This window comes from Pontimicrobium sp. MEBiC06410 (assembly GCF_053601615.1).
In genome coordinates, this window is record NZ_JBSHNT010000161.1 from 260,604 (window position 1) to 287,330 (window position 26,727).

Annotated in this window: 23 protein-coding genes and 1 pseudogene; 16 read left to right on the forward strand and 8 right to left on the reverse strand. The window is 31.6% G+C overall.

The genetic code is table 11. The features are described 5' to 3' along the window. The first annotated feature begins 6 nt into the window (after nucleotides 1-6). Both ACVC08_RS15730 and ACVC08_RS15735 read left to right on the forward strand, forming a co-directional pair. Nucleotides 7-1,095, forward strand: a complete 1,089-nt coding sequence (locus ACVC08_RS15730) for a M42 family metallopeptidase (protein WP_452602750.1) — start codon at nucleotides 7-9, stop codon at nucleotides 1,093-1,095. Between the two features lie 232 nt (nucleotides 1,096-1,327). Further along, a complete protein-coding gene (locus ACVC08_RS15735; protein ID WP_452602751.1) occupies nucleotides 1,328-2,494 on the forward strand; it encodes an aminotransferase class V-fold PLP-dependent enzyme in 1,167 nt (388 codons plus the stop codon). 224 nt (nucleotides 2,495-2,718) lie between these two features. On the opposite strand, the gene ACVC08_RS15740 is transcribed toward ACVC08_RS15735, so the two are convergent. Beyond that, the gene (locus tag ACVC08_RS15740; protein WP_452602752.1) at nucleotides 2,719-4,584 is read right to left on the reverse strand and encodes a hypothetical protein; all 1,866 of its coding nucleotides are present in this window, start codon (nucleotides 4,582-4,584) and stop codon (nucleotides 2,719-2,721) included. Between the two features lie 187 nt (nucleotides 4,585-4,771). Between ACVC08_RS15740 and ACVC08_RS15745 the strand changes: the two genes are divergently transcribed. The 5 genes from ACVC08_RS15745 (at nucleotide 4,772) to ACVC08_RS15765 (ending at nucleotide 8,245) form a co-directional block, all read left to right on the forward strand. Continuing rightward, the gene (locus ACVC08_RS15745; RefSeq protein WP_452602753.1) at nucleotides 4,772-5,323 is read left to right on the forward strand and encodes an NUDIX hydrolase; all 552 of its coding nucleotides are present in this window, start codon (nucleotides 4,772-4,774) and stop codon (nucleotides 5,321-5,323) included. Nucleotides 5,324-5,353: 30 nt separating this feature from the next. Further along, entirely contained in the window at nucleotides 5,354-6,034 is a 681-nt protein-coding gene (locus ACVC08_RS15750) for a PrsW family intramembrane metalloprotease (protein ID WP_452596701.1), read from the forward strand. A 90-nt stretch (nucleotides 6,035-6,124) separates the two neighbouring features. Next, on the forward strand, nucleotides 6,125-6,823 hold the full coding sequence (locus ACVC08_RS15755; RefSeq protein ID WP_452602754.1) for a hypothetical protein: 699 nt from the start codon (nucleotides 6,125-6,127) through the stop codon (nucleotides 6,821-6,823). Nucleotides 6,824-6,874: 51 nt separating this feature from the next. Then, nucleotides 6,875-7,447 (forward strand): Crp/Fnr family transcriptional regulator, encoded by a 573-nt coding sequence (locus tag ACVC08_RS15760; RefSeq protein WP_452602755.1) that lies wholly within the window; start codon nucleotides 6,875-6,877, stop codon nucleotides 7,445-7,447. Between the two features lie 57 nt (nucleotides 7,448-7,504). Next, entirely contained in the window at nucleotides 7,505-8,245 is a 741-nt protein-coding gene (locus ACVC08_RS15765; protein WP_452602756.1) for an acyl-CoA desaturase, read from the forward strand. A 54-nt stretch (nucleotides 8,246-8,299) separates the two neighbouring features. On the opposite strand, the gene ACVC08_RS15770 is transcribed toward ACVC08_RS15765, so the two are convergent. The 4 genes from ACVC08_RS15770 to ACVC08_RS15785 all read right to left on the reverse strand — a co-directional run bounded on the left by ACVC08_RS15770 (nucleotide 8,300) and on the right by ACVC08_RS15785 (nucleotide 13,104). Continuing rightward, nucleotides 8,300-10,087, reverse strand: a complete 1,788-nt coding sequence (locus ACVC08_RS15770; protein WP_452602757.1) for a cytochrome-c peroxidase — start codon at nucleotides 10,085-10,087, stop codon at nucleotides 8,300-8,302. Further along, a complete protein-coding gene (locus ACVC08_RS15775) occupies nucleotides 10,088-11,539 on the reverse strand; it encodes an alkaline phosphatase PhoX (RefSeq protein WP_452602758.1) in 1,452 nt (483 codons plus the stop codon). Between the two features lie 270 nt (nucleotides 11,540-11,809). After that, complete coding sequence (locus ACVC08_RS15780) at nucleotides 11,810-12,268, reverse strand: cold-shock protein (RefSeq protein WP_452596675.1); 459 nt, start codon at nucleotides 12,266-12,268, stop codon at nucleotides 11,810-11,812. Between the two features lie 143 nt (nucleotides 12,269-12,411). Further along, on the reverse strand, nucleotides 12,412-13,104 hold the full coding sequence (locus tag ACVC08_RS15785) for a hypothetical protein (RefSeq protein ID WP_452602759.1): 693 nt from the start codon (nucleotides 13,102-13,104) through the stop codon (nucleotides 12,412-12,414). Between the two features lie 430 nt (nucleotides 13,105-13,534). On the opposite strand from ACVC08_RS15785, the gene ACVC08_RS15790 reads away from it, so the two are divergent. Beyond that, nucleotides 13,535-13,669: a hypothetical protein gene (locus ACVC08_RS15790; protein WP_452599830.1), complete on the forward strand. Its 135-nt coding sequence runs from the start codon at nucleotides 13,535-13,537 to the stop codon at nucleotides 13,667-13,669. Between the two features lie 63 nt (nucleotides 13,670-13,732). Here ACVC08_RS15790 and ACVC08_RS15795 read toward each other — a convergent pair whose 3' ends face one another. Next, entirely contained in the window at nucleotides 13,733-15,721 is a 1,989-nt protein-coding gene (locus tag ACVC08_RS15795; RefSeq protein WP_452602760.1) for an alpha-ketoacid dehydrogenase subunit alpha/beta, read from the reverse strand. 251 nt (nucleotides 15,722-15,972) lie between these two features. Here ACVC08_RS15795 and ACVC08_RS15800 point away from each other — a divergent pair, with 251 nt between their 5' ends. The 5 genes from ACVC08_RS15800 (at nucleotide 15,973) to ACVC08_RS15820 (ending at nucleotide 20,052) form a co-directional block, all read left to right on the forward strand. Beyond that, nucleotides 15,973-16,923: an isopenicillin N synthase family dioxygenase gene (locus ACVC08_RS15800; RefSeq protein ID WP_452602761.1), complete on the forward strand. Its 951-nt coding sequence runs from the start codon at nucleotides 15,973-15,975 to the stop codon at nucleotides 16,921-16,923. A gap of 75 nt (nucleotides 16,924-16,998) precedes the next feature. Then, complete coding sequence (locus tag ACVC08_RS15805; RefSeq protein WP_452599833.1) at nucleotides 16,999-17,325, forward strand: translation initiation factor; 327 nt, start codon at nucleotides 16,999-17,001, stop codon at nucleotides 17,323-17,325. Between the two features lie 5 nt (nucleotides 17,326-17,330). Continuing rightward, nucleotides 17,331-18,263, forward strand: a complete 933-nt coding sequence (locus tag ACVC08_RS15810) for a DUF1835 domain-containing protein (protein WP_452602762.1) — start codon at nucleotides 17,331-17,333, stop codon at nucleotides 18,261-18,263. Between the two features lie 4 nt (nucleotides 18,264-18,267). Continuing rightward, nucleotides 18,268-19,137, forward strand: coding sequence for a nucleoside phosphorylase (locus ACVC08_RS15815; protein WP_452602763.1), 870 nt, complete (start codon nucleotides 18,268-18,270; stop codon nucleotides 19,135-19,137). A 60-nt stretch (nucleotides 19,138-19,197) separates the two neighbouring features. Next, nucleotides 19,198-20,052, forward strand: coding sequence for a substrate-binding domain-containing protein (locus tag ACVC08_RS15820; RefSeq protein ID WP_452602764.1), 855 nt, complete (start codon nucleotides 19,198-19,200; stop codon nucleotides 20,050-20,052). A gap of 26 nt (nucleotides 20,053-20,078) precedes the next feature. Here the strand turns inward: ACVC08_RS15820 and ung are convergent, their stop codons facing one another. Then, entirely contained in the window at nucleotides 20,079-20,744 is a 666-nt protein-coding gene (gene ung / locus ACVC08_RS15825; RefSeq protein WP_452602765.1) for a uracil-DNA glycosylase, read from the reverse strand. Nucleotides 20,745-20,847: 103 nt separating this feature from the next. Between ung and ACVC08_RS15830 the strand changes: the two are divergent. The 3 genes and pseudogenes from ACVC08_RS15830 to ACVC08_RS15840 all read left to right on the forward strand — a co-directional run bounded on the left by ACVC08_RS15830 (nucleotide 20,848) and on the right by ACVC08_RS15840 (nucleotide 25,322). Beyond that, a pseudogene (locus ACVC08_RS15830) lies at nucleotides 20,848-22,341 on the forward strand (YfcC family protein). A gap of 345 nt (nucleotides 22,342-22,686) precedes the next feature. Further along, complete coding sequence (locus ACVC08_RS15835; protein WP_452602766.1) at nucleotides 22,687-22,893, forward strand: hypothetical protein; 207 nt, start codon at nucleotides 22,687-22,689, stop codon at nucleotides 22,891-22,893. Nucleotides 22,894-22,997: 104 nt separating this feature from the next. Then, entirely contained in the window at nucleotides 22,998-25,322 is a 2,325-nt protein-coding gene (locus tag ACVC08_RS15840) for an Ig-like domain-containing protein (protein ID WP_452602767.1), read from the forward strand. A 123-nt stretch (nucleotides 25,323-25,445) separates the two neighbouring features. Here the strand turns inward: ACVC08_RS15840 and ACVC08_RS15845 are convergent. Beyond that, a partial coding sequence (locus tag ACVC08_RS15845) for an IS1182 family transposase (protein ID WP_452602768.1) occupies nucleotides 25,446-26,727 on the reverse strand: 1,282 nt, incomplete at its 5' end.

The following is a 26,727-nucleotide window of genomic DNA, read 5'->3' on the forward strand; positions in this document are numbered from 1 at the left end:
AAATAAATGGCAAAAAATAGCATACTTAATAAAAAGTCTATGGACTTTTTAGAAAAATATTTAAATAATGCAGCCCCTACTGGTTACGAGTGGGATGGTCAAAAAATATGGATGGATTATTTAAAACCCTATGTAGATGAATTTATAACAGATACTTATGGTACTGCAGTTGGTGTAATTAACCCAAAAGCAAAATATAAAGTTGTAATAGAAGGGCATGCAGATGAAATTTCTTGGTATGTAAATTACATTTCAGATAAAGGATTAATTTACGTTATTAGAAATGGAGGTAGCGACCACCAAATAGCACCTAGTAAAGTTGTAAATATACATACAAAAAAAGGGATTGTAAAAGGTGTATTTGGCTGGCCAGCAATACATACGCGCAATCGCTCTAAAGAAGAACCACCAAAGCCAGATAACATTTTTATAGATTGTGGTTGCAAGACAAAAGAGGAAGTAGAAAAATTAGGAGTACATATTGGTTGTGTAATAACGTACCCAGATGAATTTCATATTTTAAATGAAAACAATTTTGTTTGCCGTGCCTTAGATAATAGAATGGGTGGATTTATGATTGCTGAGGTCGCTCGTTTATTAAAAGAAAACAAAAAAGAGCTTCCTTTTGGCTTATACATAACAAATTCTGTACAAGAAGAAATTGGACTACGTGGAGCAGAAATGATTACACACACAATTCAACCAGATGTAGCCATTGTTACAGATGTAACACATGATACTTCTACCCCAATGATAGATATGAAAGTACAAGGAGAAGCAGAAATAGGAAAAGGCCCAGTTATAGCCTACGCTCCTGCTGTACAACAAAGGCTACGTGATTTAATTACAGACACTGCCGAAGATAAAAAAATACCTTTTCAGCGTGCTGCATTATCTCGTGCCACAGGTACAGATACCGACGCTTTTGCATATAGTAATGGTGGGGTTGCTTCTGCACTTATCTCTTTACCTTTAAGATATATGCACACTACTGTAGAAACTGTACATAGAGAAGATGTTGAAAATGTAATTAAATTAATTTATGAAACATTATTAAACATAAAAGATGGAGAAACATTTAGTTATTTCGATTAATTAAAAAATCCATTTTTAACGAATAAAACAAAGCCTCGTAATATTATAATTACGAGGCTTTGTTTTGTTTATATATAAGTATAAATAGTATTCGTTTTATATTGTAATGATAACCTAAAACAAGTTCTGGTTAACGTAATCCTTTGTGCCTAATCTCTGGTATTCATAAATTTAACACACTAAATTAATTATTAACTATACTTAAATTCTGAATTTTAATTAATTTTAAAGCATGAATTTACACGAGAAAAAAGACTTATTTAACCTCTCAGATAATATTACTTATCTAAACACAGCTAGCTTATCGCCTTCCTTTAAATCTGTTGAAGCAGCAGGAATTACTGCTGTTTTAGAGAAAAGTCAACCTTATAAGATTCCTGCATCAGATTTTTTTGATCCAGTAATAGAGCTTAAATCATTATTTGCAAAAATCATTGATGTAGAGAACTATAATAGGATAGCTACAATTCCTTCTGTATCCTATGGTATGGCCACTATAGCAAATAATATAAAACTAAATTCTGGGGATGAAATTATAGTAATAGAAGAACAATTTCCTAGCAATATTTATGCATGGAAAGCATTAGCAAAACAATATAAAGCCTCTATAAAAACAATTAAACAACCAAAAACTAAAAATAATTGCGGGAAATTATGGAATAACGCTATTATAAATGCTATTAGTGATAAAACAGCTGTTGTAGCAATGGGTAATATACATTGGACTAATGGCACTATTTTTAATTTAAAAGCTATTAGAGCAAAAACTAGAGTACATAAATCATTGCTAATTATAGACGGGAGTCAATCGGTTGGTGCTTTTCCTTTTTCTGTAAAAGAGATAGAACCAGACGCTTTAATTTGTGCGGGATACAAATGGTTATTTGGTCCTTATGGTTGTGCATATGCTTACTACGGTTCTTATTTTGATAATGGAACACCTATAGAAAATAATTGGGCAAATAGATTAGGAAGCGAAAATTTAGCAGATTTAACTACTTATCAAGACAAGTATAAACCATTAGCAAACCGTTATGATGTTGGGGAAAGTGGGAGTTTTATTTACACTAAAATGCAAATAGCTGCTTTAAAAGAAATTTTAAAGCTATCCCCCCTTAACATTCAAGAATATTGTAAAACTATTACTTTAGAGCTTGTACACGAATTAAAAGTATTAGGCTGTTATATTGAGGATGATACCTTAAGAGCCCATCATTTATTTGGAATTAAATTACCTAATTATATCGCTATAGAGCCTCTAAAAATGGAGTTAAAAAAACAAAATATTTATGTTTCTTTTAGAGGTAATTACATGAGAGTTTCTTGTCATTATTTTAATACTTCTCACGATTTTAAAAAATTATTAAATTGTGTAACTCCGTTTTTAAATCATAACTAAAGACATAAAAAAGCCTTGAAATTAACACTTCAAGGCTTTTTACTAATTGTCCGTTTGTATCATAATGCTACTTATAACGTCATCCTGAACTTGTTTCAGCATCGCATAATACCTAAAACATATGCTTCATGGTGAGAACCATAAACTAATTCAGGTTAATGGTAGCCTTTTATAATTGATTACAGATATTCAACTTTTTTATTATACTACTTTATAAATAGTATTTAATTTTTAGTAGTTAAAAGCTTATTTACCATTTCTTTTAATGCTTTCACTTCTTTTTCTAAAGCATCAATACGCTCATCTTTACTTTCGCTACCTGTTTTAGAGCTTGCTCCAGACTCAATATTTTCGGCATATTTTGCACGTATAGCATATGGTACACTCACAAAAGGAGACGAGCCAATAACCACATAACTACCTCCTCCTGCTGGATCTAGTTCAACTCTTAAATTATTAACATGAGACCAATCTATATTTGCAAATGTTCCAGTAATTACAATACCACTACCAATAGTAAAACTTACAGCTCCTGTAGAAGATGTTGTAACATTGTGTATTTCTGAATATACCGTTGTATTAGATGCCGTAACATCTTGTATGTTCATTCTAAAACTAACAGATTGATTTGTTAAAGGTTGCCCAGTATTATCTCTTAGTATACTTTGGTAATTTAGTAATTCAGGAACAGCACTAGTTGCTGGACCTACAGGCTCTTCTATACCAACTTTACCCCATTCTGTACCTTCCCAAATATATAATGATTTCTCAGTAGTATCATACACCATCAATCCAATATCTACTCCACTTAACGCCGACCCAGAGGCTGGTGTTGTAGCCATAGTATTCCTTTGTGAGGTCGTTACTCTATTAATTAGCAATCCTTTATCTGTATCACTTAAAGTTAATGAAGCATTTCTATTAGCATTAGCTGTACCAATACCTACACTAAATCTGTTAGCAGCTGTATTACCACCTAACAATAAGGTATTGGCTACATTATTTGTAACATTACTACCAATAACAACAGAATTATCTTGAAATGTTTGACTGCTTACACCAATAACAATTTGGTTATCTCTACTTACAGATGTCGATGTCTTCGAATCATATCCTAAAACAATGTTGTCTGTACCTCTTACTCGTGTATTATTGCCTATAAACACATTTCTGTTTGCTCCAGAAGTAAGCGAAAAATTAGCATCATGACCAAGACCAACGTTATCATTTCCAGATCGGTTTAAAGATCCAGCAATGGCTCCTAGGTAAGTATTTCTATCCCCTCCTACTAAGCTTGTAGATGAGGTATCGTTATTCCACCCAGAACCATAACCAACAAATGTATTTAAATTGCCTTGTTGATTTCTAGCTCCAGCATTATAGCCCAAAAATGTATTCGCTGTACCTTCTATATTTGAGTGTCCAGAGCCTCCTCCAAAAAAAGAGTTAGCCTCCCCAGTTGTATTACCATATCCACTACCTCTAACTGTAAACGTATCTAAATCATACTTATTAGGATTACCGAAAAAGGCGTCTACTGTGGTCTGTATTCCTGTATCTCCTCCAACAAAAGTATTCCCAGTCGCAGTTGTATTAAAACGCCCTGCTCCAGAACCTATAAAAGTGTTCGCTCCACCTGTTGTATTAGAAAACCCAGAGTCTTCCCCTACAAAAGTATTATTTGAGCCAGAAATATTAGTGGTTCCAGATTCTTCGCCTATAAAAGTATTATCTGTACCTGTATCATTATTTTCCCCTGCTTCAGCTCCTACAAATACGTTATCGAATGTTGTTGTAAAACGCCCAGCTTCAGATCCTATAAAGACATTTTCACTGTCATCACTAGAATTGGCACCTGCTAATGTACCTACCATTACGTTTCTAGAACCATTAACAAGAGTGCCTCCTGCACCATCACCTATAAAAGTATTAAAATCTCCTGTAGTTAACGAAGCTCCTGTAGTATAAGTTTGCTGTGCTCCATTAGCATCGAAAGAAATAACACTTCCTCCTAAAATTTCATTTGCGGTCTGAGAAAAAGACATTGCGCACACGATCATGCACAAGACTAATAATAATTTTGTTTTCATAAAATTGATTAGATTAATTAATTGTAATTACACTGTATTTCAACAATATAGCACCATAAAATAATACTATTATTTACATTAGCAAAATATAACTTACAAACGGTAAAATATTAGGGTGTTTTTCCTGTTTTAGCTTCAGAAAACCCCCATATTTTATTAATTCACAATATATTATTTTTGTATTCTTATGGATGAATACATAGATATTGTTACAAAAGCTGGAAAATATACTGGGCATTCTGCTTTAAAGTCTGAAATACATACTAAAGGCTATTACCACAATACTGCGCACATATGGTTTTATACCAACAAAGGTGAAATATTATTACAACAACGTGCAAAAACGAAACAGATTTGTCCTCTACTTTGGGATGTTTCGGTTGCTGGACATATAGATGCTGGTGAAACATTAACTAGTGGAGCTATTAGGGAAATAAAAGAAGAGATTGGACTCTCTATTTCTGAAAAGGACTTACATAAAGTTGGTGTTTTTGAGTGTTTTAATAGTTATGATAATGGTATTATAGATAACGAATTCCATCATACATATATAGCTGAATTAAAAGTAAACATTCTAGACTTAACACCACAAAAAGAAGAAGTTGAAGCTTTAAAGTTAGTCTCTTTTAAAAGTTTTGAGGCTTTACTTAAAAACAGTGCTACTAATGGTCATTTTATAGCTTCAAATGCAAAATATTATAAGCAAATATTACAGGCTATTACTAATGTTATTAGTTAGTTTTACACATTATTTTTATACATTCGCTTAATGGATTTAATTCTTTATGCACTTGCTCCAATTTCTGTTATTATTTTCTACATCTATCTTAAAGATAAATATGAAAAAGAACCTAGGCGGTTATTAATTATCTCCTTTATTCTTGGAGCCATTGTAAGTGTTATTATTACACTTATTCTTTATTCTGCTTTTAATATTGTAATACCGCTTAATGACAAGTATAGTGTATGGGAACAATTTAAACAAGCCTTTTTTGTTGTTGGATTTTCTGAAGAATTAAGTAAATATTTAATTGTTTTGTTTTTTGCGCAGAGACATAAAGAGTTTAATGAGCCTTTTGATGGTATTGTTTATGCCGTTATGGTTTCTATGGGGTTTGCTGCTACAGAAAATGTTATGTATGTATGGAATGGTGGGGCTTCTACCGCATTAGTAAGAGCTTTTACTGCTGTACCAGCTCATGCTACTTTTGGTATTTTAATGGGTTATTTTATGGGAAAAGCTAAGTTTTCTACCAAAAGAATACCGTTAAATCTAGCTGGACTAGGATTAGCCATTTTATTTCATGGTGCTTACGATTTCTTTTTATTCATACAGTTTATTCCTGGTATTTGGATTGGCGCTTTTGTATCCTTAATCATTGGGATTATTCTATCTAAAAAAGCTATAAAGCGACATCAAGACAATTCGCATTTTAAAATAGAAGATTAGATTAAACACATCATTATCAATATTTTATTGCTTTTGTGTTTAAAAATATTTAAGTTTGAGTAACCACTCAACTTAATATTATAATTCGCTATGTCATCATTTATTGAAAAAATAAAAAAGACGCCGCAATGGGCTGTATTATCACTGTCTACTTTACTTATACTTGGTTTAACATATTTAGGTTTTATATTATCTATAAATCAATTTGAGAGAACCAGTCATGAATCTCTCTCTTATTTTGATAATGCTTATAAAGAAAACATAGAGCTTATTAAAAAAAGACCTAGCGACTCTTTAAATAAAGAGCAAATAGATATTTTATTACGTAAAGTCTCCATTATAGAGCAAAATAAATTACACCATTTAGATCTTGTAAAAAAGTTATATAAAAATAATTACGCATTATTAACTTTATTTCCTTTTATATCTGCTATTACAGCCATAATTGCTTTTTTGCTCATTCAAAAAGGTTGGACCTCTAGTGGCGTATATTTAAAGTCCTTTTTTATACTATTTACAACCTTAACTGCTTTAATAGGAATTTATCCAGAGGTATATAAACAAACTGAAAGTATAGAGGCTAATTTAGAAGCTTATCTTAGTCATAAAAAAATACAAAAATCAATTTTTAACTACGCATTAACAGCTCCAGTTATTGAAAAAAAAGAGATTAGTTTTAATGTGTTTTTAGATAGTATTAATACAAAAGAAAAAGCGCTTTCAAATATTATATTTGGTTTACAGAAAAAAACAGTAAGTAAACAAATTTTTGAGGCTGCAAAAGAATAGTTATACTTAACAAACTACTATATTTGCTTTGTAAATTATAGCAAAGTAAGTGTGCAGCAAATTAAAGAGTATCTTGAACAAATTGCGACTATTTCAGATTTAGATTGGGCGTTTTTTACTTCTAAATTAAAACGTCATGTTATTTCTAAAAAAGAAATCTTTTTAAAGACCAATGAAATAGAAAATCATATCTCGTTTATAGAGTCCGGTGTTGTGCGTTTATTTATACCTAAAGACAATCCTGATAAAGAGATCACTTTTGGTTTTAGTTTTAAAAATCAATTTATAAGTGCTTACGATTCTTTTTTAACACGTAAACCTTCTCAATACCAATTACAAGCCTTAACAGATACGACTATTGTAAGTATTACATATAATGACTTGCAAGAGGTTTACAATACAACTCAAATTGGAAACCTAATAGGTAGACTAACTGCCGAACGGTTATTTTTAATAAAATCTAAACGCGAGCAATACTTACTAAACCTCTCAGCAGAAGAGCGTTATTTAAAACTATTTAAAGAGCGTCCAGAGCTTTTAAAGGTAATTCCATTAAAATATATTAGTTCGTATATAGGCGTTACAGCACAGGCGTTAAGCCGTATTCGTAAACGGCTTTCTTAACTTAGGTTCATTGTAAAACATATTTCGCAGAAGTAACTTTGCGAAAATTTTTTATATATGATTATTATTCTTTTCGTCCTTACGCTTTGGTATGGCGGATTATTTTTTCAGTCGTTTTTTTTACACCGTTATGCAGCGCATCAAGTATTTACCATGTCTAAAACCATGGAACGCATTACATTTATTTTAACTTGGTTTTTTCAAGGCTCTAGTTATTTAAGCGCTTATGGTTATGGTATTATGCACCGTATACATCATGCCTATACAGATACCAAAAAAGACCCGCACTCCCCTGCTTACGATGCTAATTTGTTTGCTATGATGTGGAAAACTAAAACGATTTATCAAGATATTAATATGGGGCGTGTAAAAGTCGATGAGCGTTTTACTAAAAATGTACCACAATGGAAACGTTTTGATGCTTTTGCTAGCTCTAGGTTTTCTAGATTAATATGGATAGTATTATATGTTTTGTTTTTTGTTTGCTTTGTTTCTAGTCCTTGGCAATGGTTATTATTACCTATAACCTTTTTAATGGCTCCTATTCATGGTGTTATTATTAACTGGTTTGGTCACATCTATGGTTATGTAAATTTTAAAATGAAAAACACTAGCAAAAACCTCTTTCGTTTCGATTTTTTAATGATGGGAGAAGGTTACCATAATAATCATCATAAACATGCCAGCCGTGCTAATTTTGGTGTAAAATGGTACGAAATAGATGTAACGTATTTAATTATACGTGTTTTAAATGCTGTAGGTATAATACAATTAAAAACTATAAACGTTAAAACATAAGTTTAATAACTAATCAAAGCCAAACTAAATTGTATTTGGCTTTGATTTTACAAGTTATTTATCTTCTAAAGACTTCATAAAGGCTATAATATCTTGTATTTCTGTAGTTTTTAGTTTTAACGAGTCTGTTGGTAAGGTTTGGTATTCTAAATTAATTCCTACACCAGAGCCGCCACCATTATTATAAAAAGTCATTACTTGTTCTAAAGTAATATATACCCCATTATGCATGTATGGTGCTGTTTTAGATATATTTCGTACTGTTGGTGTTTTAAAAAAATGTTTGCGTTCTTCAGTTTTAAATAAATTATATCGCCCAAAATCATTACTTATTTTAGAGGTTGTTAAAGTATCATTTGGTACACCAATAGCTTCAAGTTCGCTTTCTTTAAAGTTTGGAGGTACAGTACCATTAAACACTGGTGCAAAATGACAGGTAGCACATTTGGCTTTCCCATTAAAAAGATTAAACCCGTTTATTTCTTGTGCAGTTAATGTGTTTTCTAATCCATTAATATTTCTATCAAATTTAGAATTAAAAGTTGTTAGACTTCTAATGTAAGTAGCCATAGCCTGCCTAATTGTTCTATCTGTAATTTTTCCATATAATGTATTAAAATCATTTACATAATCGCTATTAGAACTTACTGCTTTTGTTATCGTTTTTAAATCTGAATGAAATTCGTTTTCATTATTAATAACATTAATAATTTGCCCTTCTAAACTCCCCGCTCTTCCATCATGAAAAAAGCTTTTTTGTAAGGCTGCATAATGTAATGTTGGTGTATTTCGTGTTTGTCCTTTAAACTGTTTTAAACCATCTGTAAATGCTTTTTCTTTTTGATGACATGAAGCACAACTAATAGCTTTAGACTTTGATAGGTTTACATCGTTAAATAATCGTTTTCCAAGGTTTGATTTTTCTACAGCGTTTTTTGTTGCTTTATTAATGTCCGAAAAATAATTAAGGTTAAATGTTTTAGCTGAAAATAAAGACGTTATATCGTTTTTTAATGCCAACTCAAAAGGGAATTCTACTTGCCAATCGTTTTGGGTTTTTACTAATAACTCTAACTGTTTGTGCGTGTGGTTCTTTATAAAATAATAGCGATTAAAAGCCTCAAATTTTGATGTTAATTTTTCTTGAGTAAGCACAAACTCTTCTGTCCATTGTTTTAATACAGATTGGTCTTTGAAATTAGATTTATAAATATTTAAAAGATATTCTATTTCTTTATAAACAATTTTAGCTTCACTAAGTGATTCTTCTAAAACTGGTGAGTCGAAACCTGTAACTCCAGTTAAGGCAACTCTTGCTATTGCATCTCTAAGCAACCATATAACATGATGTTTTTTTATGTTTAAATGCGTATTAGTTGCTATTAATTGCAAGCGATCTTTAATAACTTTAGTGTTTTTAAGGAGCTCGTTTTTTGATGTATCTCCAAACAGTTGTTCCTCTAGTACTTGAAATCCTTTTGGTGATTTTATTTTAATATCTGTAGCATCTTCCTCTTCTACTTTAAGTATATTCGATTGGTTTAAAAACTTGTAGTTTTCACTATCTATAAATGCTAGAAGTGGTTCTAAGGTTTTAAAACGTGCTCTTGCTTGTTTATAAAAATAGACTCTTTTGTTTGAAGTTGTTTTTTCTAAGGAATCTAAAAACAAAATGGTTTCGGCTATATTTTTCTTAAAATGAGTTTTTAAAGCAACATTTGGTGTTATACTTTCGTAAGTTTTAGTTTTTTCTTTGCAGCCAAAAAAACTAATACAAATTAAACACGTGCATAATAATAATGCACGTGTTTTAATTACTAATTCAAATTTATAAAATGTCATTTATCGCTCTAATCCATTTATAGTATAAATCATGCTTCCTTGTCCTGTCCATGGTGATGTATTTGCTTTTGGATCTGTGAAGCCTCCTTCCCATCCATGGTTTTGTGTAATAACCATAAATGTTTCATCTATTCCAACTATATCCGATACATCTATCATACCTGTAATTTCCCAAATCCCATTTGTGGTACCATAGCCTTGCGCCATTGCTGCTTCTTGATCGCACTCTAACACTGTTTTTAACTCTCCAGTAACTAAATTGTATTGGTATAATCTTGCAAAGTGTGTTTTATCTGCCGAATCAAAATATCCGTTTGGATCTTCTTGAATATATGCATAGTTATTGGTTACTAATATATTATCTGGACTATGAAACGTTTTTGCTTTTCCATTTATTTTATCTCCATCTAATACACATGTAATAGTACCTGTACCTGTAGGATCGTTTTCATTTAATGTTACTTTATATACTCTACCATAAGTGGTTCCTTTACCTATTAATCCTGGTTTTTTTCTACCTGTTACACAAAAGTATATTTCTCTGTTATTAGCTGCAGATCCTCTTCTCCAATCTATATCTTCTAATCTAGAAAATCCCATTGCTCCTTTTGTTTTTGCTTCTGCATCTAACATATCTATTTGTGTTTCTTGTAAAGCAACAAAATCGATTGGATACGATTGCCCTTCTTCCATATCCACTTCAAAGTCAATAGTATCATCTGTAACTCTTAAAGCAAATAATTGTCCGCCATATAGGTCGCCTTTATCACCAACATACATTCCTAATTGTCCAGAAGGTATTTCGTTATTAGAGTGGTCGTCTCCAATAAATACTACTGTTTTTTCTGAGTATGCATTTTGCCCTATAGCAACTGCATTTTCTGTAGACCATTGTCCCATTGCTGGTAACATTTGTGCAAATGATGCTGAGTTAGCATCTCGTAATGGGTCTGTTAAAAAAACACCTTTTGAGGCTCCACCCCATTCTCCTCCTGAAAGGTATAATGGACCAAAACCATGCTCTTCTGGCGTTATTAAAGATCCTGAGCATTGTGCTGTATTTGCCGTAGCTGTAGCATTTAATATATGCTCTCCTTTTACAGGTTTAAAAGTTTCATCTAAAGTTATTCTAGCTATAGCAAAATCGGCTTCAATATTATTAATTAATGTATAGGTATTGTCTTCATTTTTAATAAGCCCTGCACCATCTGCCATAGAACCGTATACAAATGCAGGAGATTCTGGCAGCATATCTTCAGAAGATATTAAAGGGTATATATTAACGTCTGAAAACTCTGATGTTGTTTTTAAAAAATTAGGAGAAACAGAGTGTGCTTTTAAAGTAACTGGGTTTGATGGTTCTTGCCCTATAGTGTTGTCATCATCATTATTGCAGCTTATTAAAGATGTTAATGCTAAGGTTATAAAACCAAATTGTAAATAGTATTTCATTTTTTGAGTTGTTGTTTTTATTTTGAACAGTTCAAATTAACAACTCAAATGTTATGTAAGTTTTAGTACTATTTTAATAGATTTTAATTTAATTGTTACCTGTATTAAATAATAGTAAACTTAACTTTTAGAGAATGTATTATTATTGTTATGTGTATGTTACTGCTCTTATTACTAAAGCTCTAACAATTTTATACTATAAACGCGCTATAAAACAAAAAGACCTCAATAATAATTATTGAGGTCTTTTGTTTATGATAATTAAATAAATTAGATTTTTTTAACTCGAACGGCATTTAAACCTTTCATTCCTTTTTCTAATTCAAATTGTACTTTATCGTTTTCAGTAATTTCATCTATTAGCCCACTAACGTGACAAAAATATTTTTCACTATCAAGTGCATCTATAATGAAACCAAAACCTTTAGATGAATCATAGAAAGATACTTTTCCTTTGTGGATTGGATCTACTTCCTCTACATCACTATCATCTTTTTTAGGTATGCCCAAAACAATGTTTTTAGCTTTTACCTTAATTTTGTCTTCAGGGTTTGGAGGCGTATCTGTTAGATTTCCATTAAAATCTACGTACGCAAATTGGATTCCTTTTTTTCCGCTTTCGGCAGCTTCTGCTTTACGGGCTTCCATTTTCTTTCTCTTCTCTTCTCGCTTTTTAAGGCGTTTTTTTTCTTTTTCTAATTTGTTAAATGTCTGTTGCGACTTTGCCATTCTTTGCTTTAAATATTAAATTTTTATATAAATTATAAAGTAATTTACAATCTATTTTTTACAAAAGTAAATATTTTCAATGATTTTTCTATGTTTATGCTTGTTATTCTTTGAAATTTGGTGCAGATATTACTTTTGGCAATCTAGTTTTCTTCTTTTTCTTTAACTATTGTTATTGTAGCTTTTACACCTGTAGCTAAATTCCATTGGTTCATAGATATGGTTTGCCCTTTATCATTCAACACCTGAAACTCTGCAGTATTTGGCCCGCTGGTTCCTTGGTTTAATGCTTGGAAATCTATAATGTTATCTCCTTCTTCTAAGTTTAAGAAAATTCCTTTATATCCTGTTTCTAATAACACTCTTGATTGTACTACCTTTCCATTTACAAACACGCGTATTAAATCGCCATCTGGATATTGATGGTCTCTATATATTACATTAACTCGTTTAGCTAACGTTCTAAACTCTCCTAAATACTGTGTAATTTTACTACCATTATTACGTTTTTCACTTTCTTGTCTAAACTTTAAACTTCTTTGTAGTTTTTTTTCAAATAATTCAGCAGGATTTCTAAACTTATTTTCTTTTTCTATAGAAAAATCAGGGCGTTTAACGACTGGTTGTTCTTCTGCTTTAGGTAAAACCAATTCGTTTTTAGCAGCTTCTGGTTCTGCTTTAGCTTTTGGTTTAGGTTTTATAATGAGTTCATTGTCCTCTTTTGGATCGTCAACATTTTCAGCAGGAATAGCTATAGACTTATTTTCACTATCTAATTGTGCACTAACGGATAGTACAAAAAAGAAAGCTAATATGGATAATAAACGTAATTTCATACAGGGTTAAATAATTCTGTTTGTCGAAAATAAGACAAAAACCATACCTAAATATTAAAATTTTATTAATCTATTCAAATTTAATAAAATTTACCTCTACTCTTTTGTCTTATTGTACTTTATAAATAAATATTAAAATCTATAATTTGTTAAATTTTGTTAAAAAAGTACTTTGTAATGCATAGTACTGTAACAAAAATAGAAATGCGTCGTCTCTTTAGTATAAACAAGACATTATTTATCAATCAAAAAAATTAAAATCATTATGAGAACTTTAAACACAAATCAAATATCTGGAACACTTAAAGGAACAAAAAGTAACACTTGGAACTCTAAAAGACGTTACAGGTAAATTTTAAAAGCATTTCATCAATCAATCAATCAATCAATCAATCAATCAATCAATCAATCAATCGAAAAACTGGAAATCATGAAAACTCTATTTAATGTTTTAAGGCAAGCTAATACTATAACACAGGAATCTGTAATAGTAAATAGAAAAGTATTAAAGTTTGATAATTCAAAAGGTACGCTTTGGAGTCGTGCAAAGCGTTATGCTTATTAATACAGTTTAATTTTTTCCAAGTAAAAGCCAGTAAGTGTTATATTTACTGGCTTTTAATTTTATTTAATATTTTAATAACTCTAGCAATTCTCCTTCAAATTTATCTCTAGAAAGGTACTGGTCTTCTAATTGATTTATAAAAGGTATCGGTGTTTCTAAACTTGCTACTCGTTTTACTGGAGCATCTAAAAATTCAAAACAGTGTTCCATTATTAATGCAGATATATCACTGGCTATTCCACCAAATAAAGAGTCTTCTTGTAAAATTATAACACGGCCAGTTTTTTTAACTGAAGCATATATTGTTTTGGTGTCTAAAGGCTGTAAAGAACGTAAATCTACTACATCTGCGTTTATATTAGGGTGCTTATCTAGTGTGTTTAAAGCCCAATGCACAGCAGCTCCATAAGCTATTACAGTAATATCTTCTCCTTCTCTAAGCATTGCTGCTTCTCCTAATGGAATTGTGTAATAATTGGTAGGTACTTCTTGCCTAATGCTTCTGTATAATGCTTTATGCTCGAAAAACAATACTGGGTTAGGATCATTAATTGCTGTTGCTAATAACCCTTTTGCATCTTTAGGGAATGCTGGATACACGACTTTTAAACCTGGTGTTTTTGTAAACCAAGCTTCGTTTGTTTGCGAATGGAAAGGCCCAGCTGCTACACCTGCTCCACATGGCATTCGTAATACTGTATCTGCGTTTTGGTTCCATCTGTAATGCGATTTTGCTAAATAATTAACTACTGGATTAAAACCAGAAGTAACAAAATCTGAAAATTGAAGCTCTACAACACTTTTAATTCCTGCTATAGATAGTCCCATTGCCGTTTCTATAATAGACGATTCGCATATTGGTGTATTACGAACTCTATCTTTTCCAAATTGCTCTACAAAGCCATCTGTTATTTTAAAAACACCTCCATATTCTGCAATATCTTGTCCCATTATAACCATATCTGGATGCTGCTCCATGGATTGTTTTAATCCTTCAGAAATTGAGTCAATTAAGCGGAGTTCTTTTAATTCTTTATTTTCTTCAACACCCTCATAATCAAAACCTTTATAAACATCACCTAACTCAACACTTTCATTAGGTATTATAGCTTCTTCTGCATTAGCAATACGCAATCCTTTATCTATTTCTGTTTTAATTTCTACTTTAAAAGTTTCGTCTATCGTTTCTGTTAAAACACCTTCTTCTATTAAGTAGTTTCTGTAATTATTTATTGGGTCTTTTTTTGCCCATGTGTCCATTAAATCTTGCGGTACATATTTAGTTCCACTAGCTTCTTCATGCCCACGCATTCTAAAGGTTTTAAACTCTAATAGAACAGGGCGAGGGTTATTTCTTATACTTTCTGCTAACTCAGAAACTTTAGTATAAACTTCTAAAATATTATTACCATCTATTATATGAGATTCCATCCCGTACCCTAGAGCTCTATCTGCTAAATCTTTACAATTGTACTGCTCGCTTGTTGGTGTAGATAATCCGTAACCATTATTTTCTATACAAAATAATACAGGTAATTGCCAAACAGAAGCCACGTTTAGAGCTTCATGAAAATCACCTTCACTTGTTCCGCCTTCTCCTGTAAATACGGCTGTTACTTTCTTCTCCTTACGCAACTTACTTGCTAAAGCAATACCGTCTGCAACGCCTAATTGGGGCCCTAGATGAGAAATCATACCTACTATATTATAGTCTTGTGTCCCAAAGTGAAAAGAACGATCTCTCCCTTTAGTAAAACCAGAAGCTTTTCCTTGCCATTGTCCAAATAATCGCTCTAAAGGAATTTTACGAGTTGTAAACACACCAAGGTTTCTATGCATTGGTAAAATATACTCTTCTGCATCCATTACAGAAGTAACCCCAACCGAGATGGCTTCTTGCCCAATCCCAGAAAACCATTTACTTATTTTACCTTGTCGAAGCAAGATGAGCATTTTCTCCTCTATCATTCTAGGCTTTAACATGCTCTTGTACAGATTGATAAGTATACTCGAATCTAATCCGTGTTTTTTGTACTTAATATTACTTTTCATCAAGGTCTTTTAATTTGTGAAAATGTTTTGTCAAATATAGCATAATTGAATAATAATTATAAAAAGACTAATAAAATTATCAATTATATATTCTGCCTACTTTTCTTTACATTTGTATTACTAACTTCACTTAACTATAACTAAAATAAAGAGCCTAATGCATTTTTGTTTTTTTAAATGGCTTAATTTATTTGTGCTTTAGTTTTTAAAGTGAATAATGATTAAATTTAAGATTATAAAAAATAATAACGATGAATAGTATTCCTAGCGTTAATTTACAGGATTTCCTTTCTGAGGATCCAAAAAGAAAACAACAATTTATAGATGAAATTGGTAAAGCTTATCAAGAAATAGGCTTTGTTGCATTAAAAGGGCATTTTTTAGATGAACAATTAGTTGATAAGTTATATGAAGAAATTAAAAATTTCTTTTCACTTCCTGTAGATACTAAACGTAAATATGAAATACCTGGCATTGGAGGGCAACGTGGTTACGTCTCTTTTGGAAAAGAAAGTGCAAAGGGTAAAAAAGAAGGAGATTTAAAAGAGTTTTGGCATTTTGGTCAATATGTGGAAGATAACCCCGAGTTAGCAAAAGAATATCCTGATAATGTTGAAGTTACTGAATTACCTGCTTTTAATGAAGTTGGAAAAGAAACTTACAAAATGTTAGAAAAAACTGCTAAATATGTATTACGTGCTTTAGCTTTATACCTAAACTTAGAAGAAACCTACTTTGATAACTATATACACAACGGAAACTCTATATTAAGACCAATACACTACCCGCCTATTTTAGAAGAACCAAAAGCAGCAGAACGTGCAGCAGCGCATGGAGATATTAACTTAATTACTCTTTTAATGGGTGCGCAAGGTCGTGGTTTACAAGTACAAAATCATGATGGCGAATGGATTGATGCTATTGCTGAGCCAGATGAATTAATGATAAATGTTGGAGACATGTTATCTAGACATACTAATAACAAATTAAAATCTACAATACACCGTGTAATTAATCCGCCAAGAGAGCTTTGGGGAACATCTCGTTATTCCATTCCATTCTTTATGCATCCTGTAAGCGAAATGAAATTAGATGTATTAGAAAGCTGTATAGATGACAACAACCCTAAACAATTTGACGATATTACAGCAGGTGATTTTTTAAATCAGCGTTTAGTAGAACTAGGTTTAATTAAGAAATAAAAATATAATTAAATAGTATTCTATTATTTATTAATTGTAATAGAATACTATTTTAGTAGTACTAGACATTAAAAAATGGATTTACAAGATCAATTAAAAAACTTATTCCCAGAACATATTCCAGAAGAAACACCTGTAGATAATAGTGATTCTGGTATATGGATGCAAGACGATCCTATTTTATGTAAATACGAGAAACGCAAAGGTAAACCCATCACTATTTTAGAGGGTTATACTGGAGCTACCGAAGATTTTAAAGCCTTAGCAAAAGAGTTAAAACAACAATTAAGTGTTGGTGGTAGCTTTAAAGATGATAAAATAATTATTCAAGGCGATTATAGAGATAAAATAATGACCATCTTAAAAGCGAAAGGCTTTAATGTTAAACGTGTTGGAGGATAATTAAAATGAAAGCCAATTCGCCTTTACATATTACCAATGGCTCTAGCCTTACAGATTACCTTAAAGATTTAAAAATTGAAGGAGACATCATCACATGGAACGAAATGCTTTGTGAAGGCCCAACAATTAACGCTATAGACTCTGAAGCGTTTATAAAAATTAGAACAGACTTTTTTAAAACCACTTACAATGCAGAATACAGCGATGGCGGATTTGTATCGGAATTAGCTAAGTTTAATCATTTAGCCAATTACACCGAAATTGTTTTATGGTTTGAGTACGATTTATTTTGCCACATAAACCTTATAGCAGCTATTAGTTTATTAAAACAAAAAGACGTAACCGCACAACTTTATTTGGTTTGTAGTGGTCGTGTTGAAAATGAGCCTGAGTTAAAGGGGCTCTCAGAATTAACTCCTAAACAATTAAAAGCGCATTATAACAACAAAACAGCTTTAACTGTAGATGATATTGCTTTAGCGCAAAAAGCATGGAATACCTATTGTGGTAACGACCATAATTTACTAAAACCTTTAATAGTTAAGCCCTCTAACTTTACATATTTAAGTAATAGTCTAAAAGCGCATATTAGACGCTTTCCAGACACTCGAAGCGGTTTAAATACTTTAGAATATAACACTTTAAAACTAGTAAAAAAGCACAACATAAAATCTCGTCATCATTTATTAGGTTACACATTACACTATCAAGGATATTATGGTTTTGGAGATACTCAGCTAGAAAAAATGATAGATCGATTGGCTATATTCTTTAATGAAACAGAAACTGCTCTAACATTAAATAGAGATGGCCATTTAGCATTAGAGTTACAACAAAACTTTTTAAACGAATTACAAACAGATTTTTATTTTGGAGGCGTTAATAAAGCCGACTTTTTATACAATAAAAAAGAAAATAAATTGATTAAACATGTATAATTAAATGCCTATAAAAGATTCAGAATTAATACTCAACCCAGATGGTAGTGTTTATCATTTAAATTTACGTCCAGAACACATTGCCAATACAATTATTACGGTTGGCGATCCAGATCGTGTAGAGGCGGTAACTAAGCATTTTGATACTATAAATTTTAAAACACATAAACGAGAATTTCATACGCAAACAGGCACATATAAAGGCAAAGCTATTACAGTTATATCAACAGGAATAGGTACAGATAATATAGATATTGTTTTTAACGAGCTAGACGCCCTAGTGAATATTAATTTAGAAACTAGAGAATTAAAACCAAACTTAACAAGCCTTGATATTATTAGAATAGGAACATCTGGATCCATCCAAAAAGAAATTCCTATTGATTCTTTTTTAATTAGTGAATATGCCACTGGTTTTGATAGTTTATTGCATTTTTATAATAGCGAACATGTACAACATAAAGCTATTTCTAATGCTTTAATGGAGCATACCAATTGGTTCTCGGATAAATCCAGCCCCTATGTTGTAAAATGTAATGATACTTTATTAAACAAGCTAGACTCTAATAAAACACGCAAAGGGTTTACAGCTACCAATGTAGGGTTTTATGGCCCTCAAGGTCGTATTTTAAGGCTTCCAATACAAGATAACAGTTTAAATGATAAATTAGCAAGTTTTAGCTATGAAGGTCGACCAATAACAAATCTAGAAATGGAAACTGCAGGTATTTACGGCTTATCTGCACTTTTAGGACATAAAGCACTATCTATGAATGCTATTATTGCTAACAGAGCCACTGGTGAGTTTAGCGATAATCCTAAAGCTGTAGTTGAAGATTTAATTCTTTATACTTTAAATAAATTAGTTGAGTAAGTATTTTTCCATTTATTAAGGAAATAGTAAAAAAGGCACTCGCTTTCTCGAGTTATAGATATGAAACAAATTAATATTGGAGGCGTTCCAGAACATTTTAATTTAGCTTGGTATTTAGGTTTAAAAAACGGTGAATACAAAGAAAAAGACATCAATTTACGTTGGAAAGATTATTTTGGCGGAACTGGTGCTATGTGTAAAGGACTTCGTAATGGAGACATAGATATGGCAGTTATACTTACCGAAGGTATTATTAAAGATATAATTGCTGGTAATAAAAGTAAAATTGTACAAACCTTTGTACAAACTCCACTAATTTGGGGCATTCACGTTGCTGCAAACTCTAATTACAATACTATTAAGGAACTAAAAGGAACAAAAGCAGCAATAAGCCGTTACGGTTCAGGCTCACATTTAATGGCCTATATAAATGCACAAAATAACAAATGGAATCTAGACAAAGATTTAAATTTTGAAGTTATAAGAAATCTAGATGGCGCCATTGAAGGCTTAACAGCTGGTAAAGCCGATTATTTTATGTGGGAGAAGTTTACCACAAAACCTTTGGTAGATGATGGCACCTTTAGGCGTGTGGGCAACTGCCCTTCTCCTTGGCCTTGTTTTGTTATAGCAGTAAGAGAAGACTTTTTAAAAACAAATGAAGATGATGCAAAAACCATTTTAAACATTGTAAACACCACTACTGCAGAGTTTAAAGACATCCCAAGCATCGATAAAATGATTGCCAACAGATACGAGCAAGAATTAGAGGACGTACAAGAGTGGTTAAGTTTAACCGAATGGTCTCAAGAGCTCATAGACAAAGACACTATTAATAATGTACAAGATCAATTATTAGCATTAAATATTATTCCTGAAAAATGGGATTATAAAGATTTAACTTATAAGCTATAATACTATTAAAAACCAAATTAAACCCTTTACCATTCAATCGTTTTTAAACTGTTCTCTTTTAAAATAGCATTTGTTTTACTAAAATGAGTATTCCCAAACCAATAGCCTCTATTAGCGCTTAACGGAGATGGATGCCCAGAGGTTAAAATATGATGTTTACTGGCGTCTATTAATTTAGATTTCTTTTTAGCAAAGCCACCCCAAAGCAAAAACACAACATCGGTTTTATGTTCGCTTATGGTTTTAATCACAGCATCTGTAAAAGTTTCCCAACCTTTACCTTGATGACTCCCCGCATTGTGCGCACGTACGGTTAATGTTGCATTTAATAAAAAGACACCTTGCTCCGCCCAACGTTCTAAATTTCCACTTTTAGGATACGGTATTCCTAAATCGGTTTCAATCTCTTTAAAAATATTAATTAACGATGGCGGATGCGCTATACCATCATTTACAGAAAAACAAAGCCCATTTGCTTGATTATAGTTATGGTAAGGATCCTGACCAATAATAACGACTTTTAAATCCTCGAAATGGCATTTTTCGAAAGCATTAAATATGAGCTTTCCAGGAGGAAAACAAGTTGTACTAGTATATTCTTGTTTTACAAACGCTATTAACTCTTTAAAGTATGGTTTATTAAATTCGTCTTGTAAATGTGTTTTCCAACTATCATGAATAGCTACATTCATATTTTATAAGTGTCTAAAATTATTATAAGTGTAAAATAATACTATCTTTAATTTTATTAAAATTTAAAACCAATTTTATTACAAAAAGAGACTGTTATTTAAAATGAAGAACATAAAATTCCCAACAGCACAAACCATATTAATTATTATTGCAGGATTAGTAACACTATTAACGTGGCTTGTACCCGCTGGTAAATATGATACATTATTATACAACAAGGCAGACCATACTTTTATACAAACAGGTATAGAAGGCACTAAAACATTAAAAGCAACTGAAGAAACTCTAGAGACGTTAGCTATAAAAATTCCCTTAGAAAAATTTACTAGTGGAGAACTATATAAACCTATAAATATTCCAAATACCTATAAAACACTAGAAGCGCAACCATAAGGCGTAACAGACTTTATAAAGTCGCCAATACAAGGAATTATTGAAGCTGCAGATATTATATTTCTGGTGCTTATTATAGGAGGACTTATTGGTATTATTAATAAAACAGGCGCTTTCGATGCTGCTATATCTTGGTTAGCTAATGCTTTAAAAGGCTACGAATTTATACTAATTGTAATGGTAACCCTATTAGTTGCCATTGGAGGTACTACTTTTGGTCTAGCTGAAGAAACAATAGCCTTCTACCCTATTTTAATCCCTATATTTCTAGCGGCTAAATACGATGCTATGGTGCCTTTAGCTTCTATTTATTTGGGGTCTTGTATTGGTACTATGTGTTCTACTGTAAATCCGTTTAGTACTATAATAGCAAGCAATGCCTCTGGCATAAACTGGACAACAGGATTAATAGGGTGTATTATAATGTTAACACTGTGCCTTATTATTGCGATAATTTATATTATGCGTTATGCTAAACGTGTTAAGAATAATCCAGAAACCTCTATTCTTTATAACCAGAAATCTCAAATTGAAGCCTTATTTGGCAACTCTACAGAAACTACGGTGCAGTTTACTACACGTTTACGTTTAGCTTTATTAGTTTTTGGATTATGCTTTGTGGTTATGATTATTGGAGTCTCTATGCTAGATTGGTGGTTTTTAGAAATGACAGCCGTATTTTTAGTCGGCGCCGTTGTTATTGGAGTTATCACCAAAATAAAAGAAACAGACTTTGTAGAAACCTTTGTAAAAGGTGCTAGCGATTTATTAGGTGTTGCCTTAATTATAGGAATAGCAAGAGGTGTTTCGGTTATTATGGAAAACGGTTTAATAAGTGATACCATGTTATATTATGCAAGCGATTTAACAACAGGAATGTCTAAAGGTATTTTTGCTAATGTTATGGTATTAGTATATGGTGCTTTATCGTTTTTTATACCAAGTTCTTCGGGAATGGCCGTTTTAACTACGCCAGTTATGTCTCCTATAGCAGATACTGTTGGTGTGGGCAGAGACATTGTGGTTAATGCTTACCAATATGGTATGGGACTATTTGCTATTATAAACCCTACAGGCTTAATTTTAGCATCTTTAGCCGTTGTAAAAGTGGGCTACGATAAATGGTTAAAGTTTGTTTTACCTTTATTATTCATTTTAATAGGCTTTACATTGTTAGTTATGACTATTTCTGTGTATTTATAATTAAAATTACTAAGACTAAAAGTAAAAACGACAGCTTTCCCCTATTCTTTAGACTTAAAAAATATACGTAGATATACGTATTGTATAGGTCTAATAAAAGTTATATCTTTAAATAATTATTAAAAGGTACGCATAACCACCCATTTACTGGTTATGTTAAAAAAACACAATAAGTACTGATAACCTCCTATTTTAAGGCGGTTATCAGTACTTTTTTGAGTAGGTACTTATATACTAACGTTGTGGGCAATATAGACTAACATTCTCACTAGAAATGAACAGATTTTCATTAAGAATAAAATAAAAAAGTATATACACTTACATTACCGAACTAAATCAAGTATTATGAAAAAAATTCACTATTTCATTGCAATAATAGTTTTATTACTTTTAGTAAACAGTTGCTCTAAAGACGAAGAAACAGCACCTGAACCAGTTACAACAGACATATCAGTTATAACATCTGAAAGTGTAATCTATTGGACAGATAATATTGAACTTGCTAATAAAATAGAGAATGCATTAACTTACAATAATGGAAACGCATTATAGAAAATGAACTAAATAAATTTTTAGTTTTTAATTCTGATTCAACGATTGTTACGGCTACAATTAATTTTAAACAAGAATTTCAAAATAAATATTTTGACTCTAATTTGGCTAATAATACAGTATCAATTTCACTAGTTCGAGGAATAACAACAGAAAATGATTTTGAAATATCCGACCCTATTACTGAAACCCAGTATGACCAACTAATAGACTTATTTCATAATTCACAGTTTGATATAAACAACACTCAAGAAATGGAAATTCCTATTACTTTTCATCTAGTTACCAAAAGTGATTTCACTGGAAATACCATTCCTGGTGGTAGGATTAGTGAATTAATCGACAGATTCAATACACTTTTTTCAGAAGCTAATTTGAATTTTATAGTTTGTGATATAAAAACAATTAACGACACTAATATTTATGATATTAATTCTAATAATGTTGGAACGAGAAATGAAATACTAAATACACATAATGTTACCAACACACTTAACATTTATTTTGTTAACGAAATTAATGGTAATAGTGGTATTAATGGATATCATACAAATTTCAGCAACAACATTACTGATGATTTCGTTGTTATAAAAAACGATAGAACATCTGATGAATGGGCTACTTCTGAACACGAAGTAGGTCATTATTTTGGATTAATACATACACACGGTCCATCCAATACGATACTTACATATGAACTAGTCAACGGAAATGTTGAAAATAGAGAAACCACTGGAGATTTAGTTGCGGATACAGCACCAGATCCGAAGCTTACCAGAGGCTTTATTGTAAACAATAATTGCGAATATACTGGAGACTTATTAGATAGAGCAAACGACCCTTTTATTCTCAACGAACAAGATGTATCTAACATTATGTCTTATGGTTATGCTCGTCCTTCTGGAAACGATTGCAGGGCTATTTTCACAAATGGACAAATGATAAATGTTGCTAATTATGCCAGAAACACAAGGTCATATTTAGATAATAGTAATTGTCAATCTTCAGGAAATTCTACTATTTCATTATCTGGAAATATTAACTTTAGTAATACACAAATAAACACAACTTCTTCACAAATGTCATTTACAATTACAAATTCAGGTGATGAAAATTTTAATGTTTCTGGTATTACATCTTCAAATAATAATATTTTCACTATTGTAAACCCACAAACTGGAGTTATTACACCTACTGGCGAAATGACTATCTATGTTACATTCAATCCAACGCAAGTACAATCATATGATGGCACAATAACAATTGAAAATAATGCAGATAGTACAATTTCTCTGACAGGTACTGGAATTGATAATAATTCGGGAAATAGCACCATTCAAATTACACCTAACAACATAAACTTTAATGACACACAAATAAATACAACTTCTTCACAAATGTCATTCACTATAACTAATACAGGTAATTCAGATTTTAATGTAACAAACATTACTTCTTCAAATAATAATATTTTTAATGTTGTAAATCCACAAACTGGTATTATTACACCAAGTAATGATATGACAATCTATATTACTTTTAATCCTACACAAGTTCAAAATTATAATGAGACAATAACAATAGGAAATAATGCCGATAATGGTAGCGGAACAGTATCTTTATCTGGAAATGGGGTTGACAATAACAATACTGGAAATTCAGATTTAAAAATAGAAGATATTTGGTTCGATGAGGAATCAAATGGAAACTGGGAAATAAATACTAGAGTAAAAAATGTTGGAAATGAATCTACACCAAATAATGAAGTTATCAATATAAGATATTATGTTAATGGTAATCAAGTAGGTTCAGATGAAGCATCATATCCTTTAGATGTAAACGAAGATGATACAGAATATCTAAACGACTATGAATTTCCTTATAATGGCAATCATACTGTAGAAGTAGTTGTTGAACAAGTATCAAATGAAGTTATTACTTCTAACAATTCGATGACAATTAGTTTTGACAATTCAGGTTCTGGTGGTAATAATTCAATCACACCAGCTGATTCTTGTAATAGTGCACCAACTTTACAATTAAACACTGAATATGATGTAAATATTGATGTCGCAGATTATGGAGCTTCAAGTCCTATAGATGGGCAGAGTTCAAATGGTGAAAATGTAAGAGGTTTTTGGGTTAAATTTAATGAACCTTCGGGATTTGTAGGTGATATTGATATAAAAATCACAGATGTTAGTAATAATTTTGACCCAGTAATTGGACATAAATTTAGTTGTGGTGGTATTTATTACACACAATGGAATCAAAGTTCTTATGTTGCCAATTCTAACTCTTATGGTGGCTCTGAAACTTTTGCTGACCATTCTGAAAATAATGGCTACACACATTACGTCAGAATTTATCATTATTATGGTAATGAAACACCAAATATTAGTTTTAAAATAAAAATTGAACAACAATAAATACTGCACACAACAATGGTGACCGTTGCACAAGCCTATAATTTCACATAAAATAATTTTCTACAAGCTTCTTTTAAGAGGCTTTTGTGTTTTTTAAGACAAACTAAGTTAAATTTTTAGACCCTATAAAAAGATGCTTATATGTTGTAAAAACATGTTGTTTTGTTTAATAATAGAAACTTGAGTGCTTGCACCACTTTTTACAGTTTTATTTATAAATTTCAAATATTTTTTCAAGTTATATGCTATAGCAGACAAGTGCATAACCTTATTTGCTTGCGCTATACCTATGGTGTTTATTTTCCTGAGTCCCATAAATTGTGTGAGTGTTCCAAAAACTGGTTCTACTGTACTTTGCCGTTTACGTTTCATATAACGTCCTTGTTTAGAGTTTACTCTTGCTATGTTTCGCTCATATTCTGCTCGGTAATACGTAATAGTAAATTTCTTTTCTTGTGCAGATTTCCCTAAGCATTGACTTCTAATAGGGCAGTCTATACACACCTTTTTAGAGGCTCTGTATTCTTTTTTCTTTGTATGGTTTTTCTTTTCTATAAAGGTTTTTGTAAAGGGGACTATTTTACCTTGTGGGCACACATAATGATCTTCTTGTTCTTTATATGTAAAACCTTTTGGTCCGCCTTTGTAAGTACCATGTGGAGGAATAAAACTCTTAAGCTCCTTACGTTCTAAAAAGGCATAGTTTTCTCCGCTACTATAACCTGTATCGGCTACACAGTTTTCCCATAACAAACCAGATCTCCAAAGCCGCTTTTGTACACGAGTAGTGATATCTTGTAATTGTTGGTTGTCTTTGCCATCGGCATGATAGGCTTTAATATCGGTTATTACATGATGTCCTGTATCTACAGTAAGCTGACTGAGGTAATTTAGCTTTCTCGCCTTACCTGGTTTTACACTTATTCTGGCATCAGGGTCACTTGGACTGTAATGGGTTTTGTTACTAGTATAACGGCTGCCTTTATTGCCTGCTCCAGGTCTTTGGTCTTGCTCTCTTGCCCATTTTTTAGTTCTACTTACAATAGCTTGTAACTCTTTATTGGTTGCACTAATGGTTTGCGTTTCTTTACTGGCCTTATTTGTCTGTACTTTTCGAATAGGACTTTGTTTATCTCGCTGGCTTATATGCCTTAGTTTTTGTAGGTGCTTTTCTAAGTCTTCTTCTGGGACTTTTAACTCTAAACTATCCATAGAGGCATTTGCTTTTATAGGTGCTGAGTCTATTGCTTGGGTATGCCCACTGACCATACCGTTGTCTATACATAAACTCAATACTTTTGTAAATACCGTTTCGAAGATTGCTTCTGGAAATAATTGACGCGTTCTACTTAATGTCGAATGCCAAGGTAAGCACTCATCGATATCGTAGTCTAAAAAATAAAGA

Coding starts and splice junctions, on each gene's coding strand:
- ACVC08_RS15730 (WP_452602750.1), top strand. CDS start 7: ATGGCAAAAAATAGCATACTTAATAAAAAGTCTATGGACTTTTTAGAA.
- ACVC08_RS15735 (WP_452602751.1), top strand. CDS start 1,328: ATGAATTTACACGAGAAAAAAGACTTATTTAACCTCTCAGATAATATT.
- ACVC08_RS15740 (WP_452602752.1), bottom strand. CDS start 4,584: ATGAAAACAAAATTATTATTAGTCTTGTGCATGATCGTGTGCGCAATG.
- ACVC08_RS15745 (WP_452602753.1), top strand. CDS start 4,772: ATGGATGAATACATAGATATTGTTACAAAAGCTGGAAAATATACTGGG.
- ACVC08_RS15750 (WP_452596701.1), top strand. CDS start 5,354: ATGGATTTAATTCTTTATGCACTTGCTCCAATTTCTGTTATTATTTTC.
- ACVC08_RS15755 (WP_452602754.1), top strand. CDS start 6,125: ATGTCATCATTTATTGAAAAAATAAAAAAGACGCCGCAATGGGCTGTA.
- ACVC08_RS15765 (WP_452602756.1), top strand. CDS start 7,505: ATGATTATTATTCTTTTCGTCCTTACGCTTTGGTATGGCGGATTATTT.
- ACVC08_RS15770 (WP_452602757.1), bottom strand. CDS start 10,087: ATGACATTTTATAAATTTGAATTAGTAATTAAAACACGTGCATTATTA.
- ACVC08_RS15775 (WP_452602758.1), bottom strand. CDS start 11,539: ATGAAATACTATTTACAATTTGGTTTTATAACCTTAGCATTAACATCT.
- ACVC08_RS15780 (WP_452596675.1), bottom strand. CDS start 12,268: ATGGCAAAGTCGCAACAGACATTTAACAAATTAGAAAAAGAAAAAAAA.
- ACVC08_RS15785 (WP_452602759.1), bottom strand. CDS start 13,104: ATGAAATTACGTTTATTATCCATATTAGCTTTCTTTTTTGTACTATCC.
- ACVC08_RS15790 (WP_452599830.1), top strand. CDS start 13,535: ATGAAAACTCTATTTAATGTTTTAAGGCAAGCTAATACTATAACACAG.
- ACVC08_RS15795 (WP_452602760.1), bottom strand. CDS start 15,721: ATGAAAAGTAATATTAAGTACAAAAAACACGGATTAGATTCGAGTATA.
- ACVC08_RS15800 (WP_452602761.1), top strand. CDS start 15,973: ATGAATAGTATTCCTAGCGTTAATTTACAGGATTTCCTTTCTGAGGAT.
- ACVC08_RS15805 (WP_452599833.1), top strand. CDS start 16,999: ATGGATTTACAAGATCAATTAAAAAACTTATTCCCAGAACATATTCCA.
- ACVC08_RS15810 (WP_452602762.1), top strand. CDS start 17,331: ATGAAAGCCAATTCGCCTTTACATATTACCAATGGCTCTAGCCTTACA.
- ACVC08_RS15815 (WP_452602763.1), top strand. CDS start 18,268: ATGCCTATAAAAGATTCAGAATTAATACTCAACCCAGATGGTAGTGTT.
- ACVC08_RS15820 (WP_452602764.1), top strand. CDS start 19,198: ATGAAACAAATTAATATTGGAGGCGTTCCAGAACATTTTAATTTAGCT.
- ung (WP_452602765.1), bottom strand. CDS start 20,744: ATGAATGTAGCTATTCATGATAGTTGGAAAACACATTTACAAGACGAA.
- ACVC08_RS15835 (WP_452602766.1), top strand. CDS start 22,687: ATGAAAAAAATTCACTATTTCATTGCAATAATAGTTTTATTACTTTTA.